This window comes from Microcoleus sp. LEGE 07076, assembly GCF_015207455.1.
GTDB lineage: Bacteria > Cyanobacteriota > Cyanobacteriia > Cyanobacteriales > Microcoleaceae > Microcoleus.
Window position 1 is genome coordinate 35,832 of the sequence record NZ_JADEWV010000022.1, and the last position, 12,885, is coordinate 48,716.

At 48.5% G+C, this 12,885-nt stretch carries 14 protein-coding genes; 5 read left to right on the plus strand and 9 right to left on the minus strand.

The window, feature by feature from the left end; all coding sequences use genetic code 11:
• Window positions 1-180 precede the first annotated feature (180 nt).
• From IQ270_RS05865 to hflX, 7 genes are all read right to left on the minus strand, one after another.
• Entirely contained in the window at window positions 181-759 is a 579-nt protein-coding gene (locus IQ270_RS05865; protein ID WP_193972309.1) for a hypothetical protein, read from the minus strand.
• Window positions 760-929: 170 nt separating this feature from the next.
• On the minus strand, window positions 930-2,768 hold the full coding sequence (locus IQ270_RS05870; RefSeq protein WP_193972310.1) for a CHAT domain-containing protein: 1,839 nt from the start codon (window positions 2,766-2,768) through the stop codon (window positions 930-932).
• 102 nt (window positions 2,769-2,870) lie between these two features.
• Window positions 2,871-4,010: a Gfo/Idh/MocA family protein gene (locus IQ270_RS05875; RefSeq protein ID WP_193972311.1), complete on the minus strand. Its 1,140-nt coding sequence runs from the start codon at window positions 4,008-4,010 to the stop codon at window positions 2,871-2,873.
• A gap of 247 nt (window positions 4,011-4,257) precedes the next feature.
• On the minus strand, window positions 4,258-5,217 hold the full coding sequence (gene gshB / locus IQ270_RS05880) for a glutathione synthase (RefSeq protein WP_193972312.1): 960 nt from the start codon (window positions 5,215-5,217) through the stop codon (window positions 4,258-4,260).
• Between the two features lie 60 nt (window positions 5,218-5,277).
• Entirely contained in the window at window positions 5,278-5,538 is a 261-nt protein-coding gene (gene grxC / locus IQ270_RS05885; RefSeq protein WP_193972313.1) for a glutaredoxin 3, read from the minus strand.
• 193 nt (window positions 5,539-5,731) lie between these two features.
• On the minus strand, window positions 5,732-6,295 hold the full coding sequence (locus IQ270_RS05890) for a PEP-CTERM sorting domain-containing protein (RefSeq protein WP_228056108.1): 564 nt from the start codon (window positions 6,293-6,295) through the stop codon (window positions 5,732-5,734).
• Between the two features lie 510 nt (window positions 6,296-6,805).
• Complete coding sequence (gene hflX, locus IQ270_RS05895; protein ID WP_339384343.1) at window positions 6,806-8,455, minus strand: GTPase HflX; 1,650 nt, start codon at window positions 8,453-8,455, stop codon at window positions 6,806-6,808.
• On the opposite strand from hflX, the gene IQ270_RS30730 reads away from it, so the two are divergent.
• On the plus strand, window positions 8,393-8,530 hold the full coding sequence (locus IQ270_RS30730; protein ID WP_228056110.1) for a hypothetical protein: 138 nt from the start codon (window positions 8,393-8,395) through the stop codon (window positions 8,528-8,530). The two genes, hflX and IQ270_RS30730, sit on opposite strands and share 63 nt — an antisense overlap.
• A gap of 459 nt (window positions 8,531-8,989) precedes the next feature.
• A complete protein-coding gene (locus tag IQ270_RS05900) occupies window positions 8,990-9,202 on the plus strand; it encodes a chlorophyll a/b-binding protein (RefSeq protein ID WP_193972314.1) in 213 nt (70 codons plus the stop codon).
• Window positions 9,203-9,310: 108 nt separating this feature from the next.
• Here IQ270_RS05900 and IQ270_RS05905 read toward each other — a convergent pair whose 3' ends face one another.
• Window positions 9,311-9,460: a hypothetical protein gene (locus IQ270_RS05905; RefSeq protein ID WP_193972315.1), complete on the minus strand. Its 150-nt coding sequence runs from the start codon at window positions 9,458-9,460 to the stop codon at window positions 9,311-9,313.
• Window positions 9,461-9,501: 41 nt separating this feature from the next.
• Between IQ270_RS05905 and IQ270_RS05910 the strand changes: the two genes are divergently transcribed.
• A complete protein-coding gene (locus IQ270_RS05910; RefSeq protein WP_193972316.1) occupies window positions 9,502-9,780 on the plus strand; it encodes a photosystem I reaction center subunit PsaK in 279 nt (92 codons plus the stop codon).
• 171 nt (window positions 9,781-9,951) lie between these two features.
• Window positions 9,952-10,644, plus strand: coding sequence for an SRPBCC family protein (locus tag IQ270_RS05915; RefSeq protein WP_193972317.1), 693 nt, complete (start codon window positions 9,952-9,954; stop codon window positions 10,642-10,644).
• 112 nt (window positions 10,645-10,756) lie between these two features.
• On the opposite strand, the gene galK is transcribed toward IQ270_RS05915, so the two are convergent.
• Window positions 10,757-11,833 (minus strand): galactokinase, encoded by a 1,077-nt coding sequence (gene galK, locus IQ270_RS05920; RefSeq protein WP_193972318.1) that lies wholly within the window; start codon window positions 11,831-11,833, stop codon window positions 10,757-10,759.
• A 216-nt stretch (window positions 11,834-12,049) separates the two neighbouring features.
• Between galK and rsmA the strand changes: the two genes are divergently transcribed.
• A complete protein-coding gene (gene rsmA / locus IQ270_RS05925) occupies window positions 12,050-12,871 on the plus strand; it encodes a 16S rRNA (adenine(1518)-N(6)/adenine(1519)-N(6))-dimethyltransferase RsmA (protein ID WP_193972319.1) in 822 nt (273 codons plus the stop codon).
• The last annotated feature ends 14 nt before the right edge of the window (window positions 12,872-12,885 follow it).

The window sequence follows — 12,885 nt, forward strand, 5'->3', positions numbered from 1 at the left end:
TGATCTAAAATCACTAGGAATGTCAGTGTCTCTACAAATCAAATAGGACTGCTATATCAAACTATAGCAATCCTGCAGGTTTAACAATTAAACGAATTTCACATCTAACTAAAGGTAGATTAATTTTATATTACTTACAAAATACCGCGACTGCAGCACAAAAACCCAACACTCAAAAAACTAATCAGAAATTTCTAATTGCGAGATTGCATAGCGGGCGACAGTCAAACCAACTCTCGCCTGTTCTATTTCCGACAATTGGGCCCAAGGTCTTTTCTTTGCCCCAACCAATTCCACTTCCGAATCAGCCTCTCGCATTGCATAAGCCAAAGGACGCGCCAACACCTGCAAATCTTCCTCAGCCCACTGAGGCAAAATATTTAACACGCACTCTACCATTTGGTCAGCTAAAGATTGATACTTAACAGTTGCATTTTCGACGCTTTGAGCGATGCGGGTCAAAAAATCTTCAGGAACGCCAGTAAATTTATCGCACAAAAACTTTTGCAGTGCCCTCGTCAGCCAAACTTGTTCTAATTGCGCGAATAAAGCTTGCGACTTCTGGTCAATATCGCTGTCGCTGAAGCAATCAGACAGTGAAAATTTTTGCTCTAAATCCGCCAAATAAGCTTCTGACTCAAGCTGTGCCGGATTCCAGGGATAAGCAACATCAGTCTGAACAACTGTGGCGAGCAGTTCCATCTCGGCATCAGGAAGCGAGTCGCCAAAATATTGAGAATCAGGAGGTTGGGTAGCCATGATGTAATACCTAAATGGTTCAAGGAAAATAAAGAAAGTGGACTCTGCTAAGCGATAGTTAGGAGTTGCTAGCGGTAACTAACTCTTTTAACTTCAGACTTGCGACTTAACGCCCAGAACTTTGCTGTGCCGACGATCGCCCATTGCCTTCTTTCTTCTACACCTGCACCTTAATTGGTTCCGCAATCAGTCTCACTGTAGCCAGAAGTTTTTGGAACCTCAATTGTGAACTCAAAAACCTGACCTTGAGAACTGCCAAATTTTAGCTGAGTGCCACTGTGCAACAGCCGTTCTTGATGGTGAACTCTTTGCCATCCATCAGGCCCCAAAACTAGAGTCCCGTAGCGAGAAAAATCGCGCAGGAAGTAGCTAGGTTCGCCCCGGCTATCTCCGATACTGTTGCGGCAGAAAATCTCGGCGTGTTTCTGAGAAACCCACTGTTCTCGAATCACTACGTCGTTGTCTTCCCAGCGTCCGACTCGAACCATCCCGGCGCGAATTTGCCAAACCTGATTGGTTGATTCGGTGGATTTGACATTGGGTCGATCGCGCCCCCGCAAATAAGCACAAGACGGCAAGCGTCCCAACCAAGTAGAAGAATTTAAAGGCAATTCCGTTTTGAGGTCATCTACCGGCTCAGTCAGTTCACCGTCAAACTCCGGGTGCATATACAGCACCGGCAGCGTCCAAGCCGGTTGATTGAACTTGTAAAGTGTCAGTAGCTGCTGTCTGGCCACGGCGACGGCCCGATCGACCGACATCCGCCCGGCCAAAGCTTGAGCAAAAGTTTGGATAAAAGTCAAGGCCTCGCGATCGGCGATCGAGTCCCGCATCCCCAGCACCGCCGGCACTCCGTGATGGATCAGCACCTCAGCCAAACTGCTGCGGGCGATCGCCTGTTGCTGGCCGTTATTTGAGTGCAGCCTCTCCACCGCCGGCTGAGCACCCCAACAGGCATTAAACACCGCCAGCGTCACGCGGCACCGAACCAAAACCTGAGCCAGTTCAGTACCGTTAATCGCCGTGTCCGGCCCCAAAAACAGCAAGCCGCCATCCGGTCCCGGTATCCCGTGGCCGGCGTAGAACAGAATATTGTAAGCTTGCGTTTCCAGCCGAGAAATTAGTTCGGCCGGAGTAGGTTCGATCAGAGTATCAACGCGAGTCGGAACGCTGATGTCGAAATATTTGCCACTGTCGTCGGTTTGAAAAGCACTTTCTAGAACGCCAGCGAGGGCGAAGGCTTCTGCTTCCAACTGCAAATGACGGTTATTGCCTCTGTCCAATTCAGAATTAGCACCGCGCCCGGGTTCTGCTTGTCCCAAAACTAGCAAAATGTTCAGCGACTCCGCAGGACGCAGCGGCCCCAAGGGTTCAACATTACTGGTAGTGCGGCTAAAAAGCAGTTGCTGCGACAGAGAAATCGCCGGTTGACCAGCTTGAGGCTGCATAATTTCCCAAGGCAAAGCAATTAAATAGGGTTCGCGCAAGTCTACGCGAACTCGCAGGGGTAGATTTTGCCCGATCGCGATACCTTTACTTTCCTGGAGACTGCCCTGAATCGGCCCTTCAAACAGCCACTGCCAAAGATCGATCCCCAAGTGCTGCATCAGGCGGCTGCTGTAGCTGGCCGGTGGCGCAGGCGGGTTCGGAGCGCCCCCGTTGTCCCACGCCCCTTGACTGAGGCGGATCGGCACAGAAGGCTTCGTTGCAGGTAGGTGTAGCGAGTTCTGGGTTCGTTTTTGAGTTTCTGCCAGTATATTCTGGTTGTTTTCCGGCGAGACGAAACTGCCATCAGGATTCAGGGGCAATTCGTGAATTGTCCCCGACGGAGAAAACATTTCCTGCCAAGCTTTCCAAGATTGGGACAGGGTATCTGGCCACATACAGTCGTGGTGAACGTACCCGCTCGGATAGGGAGCTTGTAGAACCCAGGTGGCAAAATGGTTTGCCCCAGCGGTTCTCAGGCGAGCGATCGCTATACTGAGGCAAGGACTTTCAGGGCGCGCCATCTTACGACTCTGGATATAAGGGCTAATCTAGTTTATCTATTCGTAGTTTATCGGGTTTGGGGCGCGATCGAGCGCGAGAGATTGCTTGATGAGTGTTTAATTTTATCTGCAGCCCAAAAATTTCTCTAAATTCGGTACATCCACCCAAGTTCCCGTAGCATTTGACTCCTGAGTCAAATCCATCAACAACTGAGAGTAAACCCCTTCTTTCAGCGACGGTATCAACGATATCCCCGCATCTATTGCTTCTACCCACCTATCTACTACTCGAATAAACGCTGCAATTCTCCCGTCTGGATAAACTTGAGGAAACTCCAATCTTTGAGGAATTTTGATTTCCGCTAAAGGTTCTCCACCTTGGGAACCCCACAACCGAAATCCGTGGACGTAATCTTGCTGGTTGTCGCTTCCGAGCACCAAAGTACCCTTGCTTCCGTAAATTTCTACCCAGTGTCCCCGCCCTTGATAAGTCACAGAACTCAAGCAAACTTGACAAAACGTTCCCCCGGCTAATTCCAGCATCAACGTGCAAGAATCATCTGCATCTACTGGTTTTAACTTTCCCTCTTCATGCGGATCTGGCCGCGCTGAAATTCCTGTAATCAATTGACCGCAAAGCCTCTGTACAGGGCCGAACAGCCAGCTAATATAATCAAAAACGTGAGAACCTGTCGCCCCCAAAACTCCGCCGCCCCGCTCTTTTTGCGCGTACCAATTCCAAGGGCGAGTTGGATCTGCGCGGCCCGACACCAACCAATCAATCTTAATTAAACGCTTTTCTCCGACATATCCTGCTGCTAATAATTCTGCTAGCATTTGCCATGCGGGGATGAAGCGAAACTCAAAGTCCATTGTGGCAATTGCTCTGGAACCAATCTTGTTAAAATCGGTTTGAGATTCGCTGTTTGCTAATCGGTAAAGTTCCCTGGCTTCATAAGCTGTCAGGGCTGTGGGTTTTTCTAATAATAAATGTTTGCCTGCTTGCAATACGGTTTTTGCCATTTCAAAATGCAAAAATGGCGGTGTGGAAATGCTGATGCCCGCTACTTCTGGGATGGCTGCTATATCGGCGATCGAGTTGCAAGCATAGGGGATGTTGTGGGTGCTGGCGATCGTCTTTGCTTTGTCTAAATTCCGGTGGTAAACAGCCACAACCTCTGTCCGGTGGTGTGCCTGGAATCCGGGAAGGTGCACTTTTTGACCGAAACCCGTACCGACTACTGCAACGCCTATTTTTGACATGATTTAATGATTGTTGACTGTTGGCTGTTGACTGTTGACTGTTGGCTGTTGACTGTTGACTGTTGGCTGTTGGCTGTTGACTGTTGGCTGTTAACTGTTAACTGTTAGTTGTTAGTTGCTATTGGGAATTGAGAATTGGAAATTGGGAATTCGCAGCAAGTAACAACTAACCAATAACAACTAACCAATAACAACTAACCAATAACAACTAACCAATAACAACTAACCAATAACAACTAACTAATAACTACTGACTAACTACCCATTCAATTACTTTTTTGCCCAAACTAACCCCATTAAACAAGTCAATTTCTCTGATGCCTGTAGGGCTGGTGACATTAACTTCCGTGAGATAACCGCCGATGATATCAATGCCAACAAAGTACAGTCCGTCCCGTTGCAGCACTGGTTCTAACTGAGTGCAAATTTGATGTTCGCGATCGGTAATTTCTGTTTTTGCCACTCGGCCGCCGACGGCCATGTTGCCGCGAAATTCATTGCCGGTGGGAATGCGGTTGATAGCACCGATCGGCTTGCCGTTCAACAGTATAATCCGTTTATCTCCCTCTTTTGCTTCCGGCAGATAAGTCTGAACCATGACTGGAATTAGACCTTGTTGAGTGCTAATTTCGACCAGGGAGTTGAGATTGCGATCGCCCGCCTCCAAGAACAAAATCCCCTCGCCAGCTTTCCCGCCCAATGGTTTAAGAACTGCCGCTCCTTTTTTCTCAACAAATTCCCGAATTACTCGCTTGTTTTGAGAAACAATTGTTTCGGGGATCGCTCCTTCAAATTGCAAAGCGTACATCTTTTCATTCGCCGCCCGCAATCCTTTGGGGCTGTTAACTACCAAAGTTTTCGCAGGATCGATGCTGTCTAGAAGGTAAGTAGCGTAGAGGTAAGGAATGTTGACAGGGGGGTCTGTCCGCATAAATACTGCGTCCATTGCTTCGAGAGGCGCGAAATTAGGCTGTTCTACCTCGTACCACACCTGAGCTGCCTCCCAGCGTCCCTCTATCTGTTTTACTGGGGTTAGTGTCACCCGACTGAGCATTCCCCAGGTTTTGCCGCCGATGACACTTAATTCGTTGGCTTGAGTCGCCCAAACTTCGTGACCCAATTCTTGAGCTGCCTCCATCAGCGCTACGCTGGTATCGTGTCCTGGAATTAGTCGCGCGAGGGGATCGATGATGAATGCAAATTTCATTGTCAGTTGGCACTTATGAATTGGTCTGAGGAAATTTTGGCAAGCGATCTCGACTAATTTTTATTTGACCAGCAGCGGGTCTAGTTTGCCTTGAGCTTCGAGTGCGTGGATTTCGTCGCAGCCGCCTATGTGTTGGTCGTTAATGAATATTTGGGGCAGGGTGCGACCTCCGTTGGCTCGATCGGTCATTTGAGCTCGTGCTGCTTGATCTCCGTCGATCGCGTACTCTGTAAAATCTACCCCTTTTTGCTTCAGCAGTGCTTTGGCACGAATGCAAAACGGGCAGGTTCTCCAAGTGTAAATTTCTACTTTAGGGGTCATCGGACGCTCAAACAATAACAATATTTTTTTATTGTAATCTTAACCAATCTTCTTTTAATTTTTATATAGTTGGAGCCAACAAGCTGTAAATTTAATTTATACAATTTTTTTAACTTTACTTAAAGATACAAAAATATCCGCTTTTCTAGAAACGGAGAGATTGTGTAAACAATCAGCACGACGGTACGCCAGCCTACCGCGGCTGACCGACCTGCTTGTTTCGTTTTCTGCCGGAACAGATGATTCCTACCCCTGTCGCCAGGAGTGCTGCAACAGTACCCGGTTCTGGGATAGATGTTGCTCTGGGGATTTTGGCGGCGTTTGTGTAGATGTTTTGAAATGTCGGTGTCGTCGCTATGGGCACTGACGGTGGGGCTGGCGCGATCGGGTTTTGGATCGTCGCCGCAGGTACATCGATTTCGGGCAATAGCGGAATCAGGTTTGGTGTTGGTGCTGGCGATTCGACTGCTGGCGCCGCTGCAGGTTCTACTATGGGGGCCGGCGATTCGACTATCGGCAATTGCGGTACCGGGTCTGGTGTTGCAGGCGATTTCTGTATGGGAGATCCCTGGAATCCTGTTGATGAGGTTGGTGATTTCGGGCTGGGGGAACTGTTAGGCACGCAGTCACTTGAAAAGTTTCCTGGCCCGCACACATCGACTGCTGCACCCGCCGGAGGAGCTGCTGCTAGGTAGTAGAACCCTGTTGCCATTGTGGCAGAGAGTCCTATTGCTAATTTTGCCAGTGGCGTACACATAACTATTGAGTTAAAAAGTGGTAAAATCGGAAATTGGAGATAGTGCTAGAGATGAGCGCTGCCGGGGGGCAAGGATTTTAGAGTTCTTGCAATCAATTGATGTTTTCTCTCGCGTGCGCCTTTAAATTATAGTATAGCGCTTGAGGAGAGAGCCCAAACACTTTAATCATCTTATTCTCTTTCACCTGGAAGTCGCGAACCTCGTGGTCGGCACTAGGTCAATACTTAGTGATTTGCACTCAGTGAACCAACATCTTTTGGTAAGCTCTCAACCAACAGCCGTTACAGCCATTAACAAAGAGTTTTTTTACCAGCAGTACCGCCGCCTCCTGAAATTAAGTATTTAACCGGTAGCAAACAGGCTCTACATTATCATCTCTACATTATCATCGTAGTTGGCAATGCACAATCGGACTACTCTTTTATAGTCTCATGCTTCGACAATTACTGTCCTCAGTATATGTACGTGTATTCCAGAATGTCAACTACTTAAAGGCAATATTTAAGTATTTACCGAGGGTAGAGGGCGTATTGAATGAGTTGAGCTAGTCGATGGCGGAGAGTTTCCATCCCCAGACCTTTGGCGGCGGAAATAAATACCGCTTGAGGAAACTCTTCTCGGGCGAGGGCGAGAGTATCTTCATCTACGGCATCGATTTTGTTAAAAGCGACAAGGGCTGGCCCGGGAGTTACGGGCATATCTGTCAAAATATTCATGACCGATCGAATTTGGCTCTGCCATGCGGGATGGGAGAGATCGACGAGGTGCAGCAAAGCATCGGCGTCTGTGACTTCTTCGAGGGTAGCCCGAAAAGCGTCGATCAAGGATGGGGGCAGTTCGCGAATAAAGCCCACTGTATCTGTGAGGACGATCGACAAAGGTTCCCCGCCTCCGTCGTCAGGAATTCTCAACCGTCGGGTGGTAGGGTCGAGGGTGGCAAATAATTGGTCGGCGGCGTAAACCTCGGAATTGGTGAGCAGGTTGAGCAGAGTGGATTTACCGGCGTTTGTGTACCCGACGATCGCGACTGAGGGTACATCGTGGTGGTGCCGGTTCTGTCGCAGCCGGAAGCGGTGGGCGAGCAGTTGATTTACTTCTTGCTGCAATCGAGTAATGCGTTTGGCGATCGTCCGCCGTTCTGTTTCGAGTTTAGTTTCCCCAGGGCCTCTGGTACCGATGCCCCCGCCCTGTTTTGACATTGCCTGACCGATCCCTCTGAGCCGGGGTAGGGTGTATTGTAGCTGAGCGAGTTCGACTTGCAATTTACCTTCGCTCGATCGCGCTCTTTGGGCAAAAATATCGAGAATTACCTCTGTGCGATCGACTACGCGGATACCTAAAAGAGTTTCCAAGTTCCGTATTTGTGCTGGTGACAAGTCGCGATCGAATACTACCAGGTTAGCGCTAACCGTCTGAGCGGTGAGGGAAATTTCCTGAACTTTGCCTTCGCCGACGACTGTCTGAGGATGGGGGCGCGATCGTTTTTGACGCACTGTTTGCAGTACCTGACCCCCGGCGCTTTCAACCAGTCGCGTGATTTCTGCGAGTCCGTCCTCAAAATCCAGCAGAGTCATGTGCTGAGTCATGACACCCACCAGCAGAACTTTGTCTTGGTCTGCATCTACCTGCTTAGCGACAAACTCTGCTTGAAACTCTGCTTCGAGTCCTTCCACCAACTCCTGAAAATCTTGGTCTGCGAGCTCGTCCAAACTCAGCGGTTCTGATATTTGCCAGGGAAAGTGTTGACTTTTGATTGGTGAGTTTTGAATTGAAGACTCTTCTATTTCATCAGTTTCATCAGTTGAAGCTGCTTGTAACTGAGCGCTCAACACGGAAAACTCAAAATTTGGCTGGTCTCCCTGGGGTATCAGGTGAGCGAGATAAGTTTGTTGGATGTAACCTGTCCCACCGCCGCCGCGGCGCTGAAATCCTCCGCCCGTCAGCGTCAGCCAAACCAGGGCATCGAGGCGCTGAATTGTCATTGCTGTGAGAGCTGCTTCGCTTGGGGTTTCTGGCTTCAGGTGGGTGGCGATGCAGCGAATGCCGCTGAGGCGACCTCCACCGTAGCGGGGCAATTCTAGGGGCGCAATCTGGGTTTGGCGGGGTGTACCGACGCCGACGCGGATTACTTGTCCGCGGCGGTTGATGTAGGTGCAGATTGGTTTGTCGATTTCGGTGCTGATGGCGGCGACGCGCTGGGCAAATTCTGCCGTGGTGATGCGATCGCCCGGTAGTCGCTGGTGGTAAAGCTTTTCGAGTTGCTTGAGCTGGCTGGACTTTAAACCTTGAAGATTGCCGTAGATGGTTTCGATAACTGTTTCTCCCTCGCGCTCTGTCGATCTTATATTTTACTTATCTCAAGGGCGATCGTGGTGTGGTTTGCCGTTTAAGTATACTAAATTTTCTGGCCTCTAGGCTCTGGCTAATTCTGTTCGGGTGACTCAAAAGCCCCGCTGTTGGTGACTGCCGGATCCAAAAGGCTGTTCACAGCAGCCATCTCAAGTTGCGGTGGTTTTTAGTATTTAAAGATACAGGCGATCGATCAAAAAAACATTTTAACAAAACTTAACACATATTTTGTGTTTCAAAATCCTCCTTTAGACTTGTGTTTATCTTGAGCCTAAAGGCAGATAACCAACGAGAAAATAGGTCGTTACTATGACAGGGTAAAGATTGTTAAGGAATGTAAAAACATGGAAACTCGTCCTACTAATATACCGCCAACCACTAATGCTTACAACGGCAAAGATCGGAATGCTTTTCTGTTTGGCTTCAACCCGCAAGCAGAACTTTGGAACGGCCGCTTAGCGATGATCGGTTTCTTAGCTTATTTGCTGTGGGACATGGCTGGATATAGTGTTTTGCGCGACATACTTCACTTTCTGCCTACCTATATTGCTCGGTAATGACGAGCTCTATTTCGAGTCTGGCAGTATGAGTAAATACTGCAACTGCCAGACAGGCTAAAAGTTACAAATGGCAGCGAGTACAGCCTTGTTAGTTTGTATCTTTCGTTACTTTTGAATAGCATTAAAAGACTTCTGGCTGAGATGCGACGATTGCGGGTGCGGGCGAGCTCGCTGGGCAGTGAATATTGAGAGCAAAACAGATATTGATTGTTGAGATGCGATCGCCCCTACTGCATTTTTGGCAAGAAATCTCATCGATAACCTCTGATGGTTTATAAAAAATAGGAGCATCAACTATGATCAACTCAAATTTACTAGCAGTAGTAGAATCAGCTATGGCTGACACAGCATCAGGAAACTGGCAAAAGCCTGTAGTGATGTTTGTTTGCAATCTCTTAGCATTGCTAGTTCTGAGCCGCGTAATTTGGCATCCCCACGTCGGGCCGAAAATGCCTTTACCCTTCCCATCTCTGTTTAACAATGTTAGCGTTCCCGCATTTTTGGCATCAATGAGCGCCGGTCACATTCTGGGAGCATTAATGATTTTGACGCTGGGCATCGACAAGTATATTTAGGAGCAATTGCGCGGCGGTAGTGGGAAATTTTTCCTGCAACGGGTTGAGTAAAATGCCCAAAAAAATTAGGGGTCAGTGAAATGCACTCACCCCTAGTTTTTAATTAGGAGAGAAGTTTTGGCAGCGCCTTTAGCTGCTATTTTTCACGATTAATTGACGAGGTTTAAAACAATGGATTCTAATTCGATCGCAAATTCTGACAAAGAAAACCAAACTAACACTGGCGATGCCGAACGCTGGGCTTCGTTAATAGGTGGCGGGGCGCTGGTGTTGTTTGGTTTGTCGCAGCGTTCTTTGAGAGGTGCTTTGCTGGCTGCTGCAGGTGGCGGTTTGGCTGCGCGCGGGTGGGGGGTTGCCGAGGGTTTGCAGTCGGCTGTAGATGCGAATCAAAGCCTTAAAGTTGAAAAGACGGTGACGATCGACAAACCGGCTGATGAATTGTACAGTTTCTGGCGCGATTTTGAGAATTTGCCTCGGTTTATGAAGCATCTCAAACACGTTGCGGTAATAGATGACAAGCGTTCTCACTGGATTGCCAGCGCCCCGGTCGGCAACAGTGTAGAATGGGATGCAGAGATTGTCCGCGAAGAAGAAAATCGGTTAATTGCGTGGGTGTCTGTGGAAGGAGCTGATATTGAGAATTCTGGTTTTGTGCGCTTTCAACCGGCACCTGCAGGACGCGGTACTGAGGTGAAAGTTGCGATCGAATACAACCCTCCGGGCGGTGCGATTGCTGGTGCAGCGGCTAAACTATTTGGCGAAGCACCAGAACAGCAAATTGCTGACGATTTGCGCCGGTTTAAGCAGTTTATGGAAACTGGGGAAATAGCAACGACGGCAGGTCAATCTTCGGGCCGCAAGTAATAATTTCGATCGATTCGGGTAACACCGTCAGGGTTGACGGTTGACGACTAAGAGGGCGGGCACTCTTGGCACCGCCCCTACTGGCTGTTGACTAAGGACTGAGGCAAGAAATTTAATTAAGTTTAACTTCGGGTACCAAAACGCGGCCGGTATAACCCGCGCGCTGGTAGCGATCGATCGCCTCTGATGCGATAACATCCGCTTTGCCGCTCTCCACCAGCGCCACGCAAGCACCGCCAAAACCTCCCCCCGTCAGCTTTGCGCCGAAAACTCCGGGGATTGACTGCAAGATGGCCGCCAGCGCGTCTACTGCCGGCACTGAAACTTCGTAGTCGTCGCGCAAACTCGCGTGGGAAGCATTGATTAACTGGCCGAAATGCTCTGCTGACAAAGATTTTACCGCTTGCAGCACGCGGTTGTTTTCGGTAACGACGTGGCGCGATCGCCTTTTGAGAGGTTCTGGCAACACTTCGACTGCTTTGGGATCGGCGATATCTCTGAGAGCTTTAACTCCCAATATCCGGGCGGATTCCTCGCACTCAGCGCGGCGTTTGTTGTAGCCACTTCCGGCTGCTAGTTGGTGGGTTTCGCCGCTGTCAATTACTAAAATTTCTGTCCCTGCGGGAAAAGGTAGCGGGCGGTATTTGAGGGTGCGGGTGTCGAGAAATAGCATGGTGTTGGTGTCTGCTAAACTCGACGCCATTTGATCCATGATGCCGCAGTTTAAGCCAGCATAACGGATTTCGGCTAGCTGTCCGATTTGAGCAAGTCGCACGTCGTCTAGAGGAAAGTCCAAAAGTGCGCGCAATCCTCTGAGAGTTGCTATTTCTAAAGCCGCGCTGCTGGATAAACCGACTCCGATCGGCACGTTGGAGGTAATGTACAAATTTATTGGCGGTATTTTGTATCCTTCTTTTTCTACAAGTCTGATGCAGCCGCAGATATAAGTGACGAATGTTTGCGGTATGGTATCGTCGTCTGAAAAATTTATGAGTTCGTCATATTCTGCTGAATAAAAATGGTGCCGATCGTCGCTGCTTAAGCCGATTTGTACTGTTGTGCGCTGGGGAATTGCCGTTGGAAGTACAAATCCGTGGTTGTAGTCTGTGTGTTCGCCCAGCAAGTTTACTCTTCCGGGCGCGCTGGCTTGGGTTTTGGGTAATGTACCAAATACTCGTTGGAATTTCATTTTTGGGTAACTGGTAATTGGTAATTGGTAATTGCTAATTGCTAATTGGGAATAAATAATCAGGAATAATTTTTTTGTGATGTTTATACTTACTATCGTGCCCAATCTTTTTGCTAAATTCAACCCCTGTTAACAAAAATCAACATGACTGTATGTTGGGAAAAAATATCGGTTGTGATAGAATGACAGGCTAAGATTTCTCCAAGAATTCAAAAAATGCGATCGACCACACCCCGGAAACAGTTTGCTCAACATTGGCTCAAAAGCGAGAAAGCCTTAGACAAGATTGTCAAAGCAGCGAGTTTGGAGGGCGATCGCGTCCTGGAAATCGGGCCTGGTACGGGGATTCTGACTCGGCGCTTGCTGCCTGCGGCTGAGTCTGTTGTTGCTGTGGAGGTCGATCGAGATTTATGTCTAAAACTAGCCAAGCAACTCGGCAAAACCGACAACTTTTTACTGCTACAAGGCGATTTTCTGGAAATAAACTTAGATGCTGAACTAACAGCCTTTCCCAAATTCCAAAATCCCAATAAAGTTGTTGCCAACATTCCCTATAATATTACCGGCCCGATCCTGCAAAAACTGCTGGGAACCATATCTGTTCCTGCTGCTAAACCCTTCGATTCGATCGTGCTGCTAGTCCAGAAAGAAGTTGCCCAAAGGCTTTACGCCAAACCGGGTTCGACAGCTTTTGGCGCTTTGTCGGTGCGAGTACAATATTTAGCAGAATGCGAGTTAATTTGCGACGTGTTGTCTAAAGACTTTTATCCGCCGCCAAAAGTCGATTCCGCCGTGGTGCGGCTGCTTCCCAGACAGATAGAAACACCAGCGGTTAATCCGCGCTATTTGGAGAATTTAGTCAAGTTGGGATTTGGCAGCAAGCGCAAGATGCTGCGAAATAATTTGAAAGTATCTGTGGATTTAGATAAACTCGTTCAATTGTTAGAAGAGTTACAGATAAATCCTCAATCTCGCGCTGAAGATTTGAGCGTGGCGCAATGGGTAAATTTGAGCAATAATTTGTTTTCGGATGAGTGATGACCAATAAATAC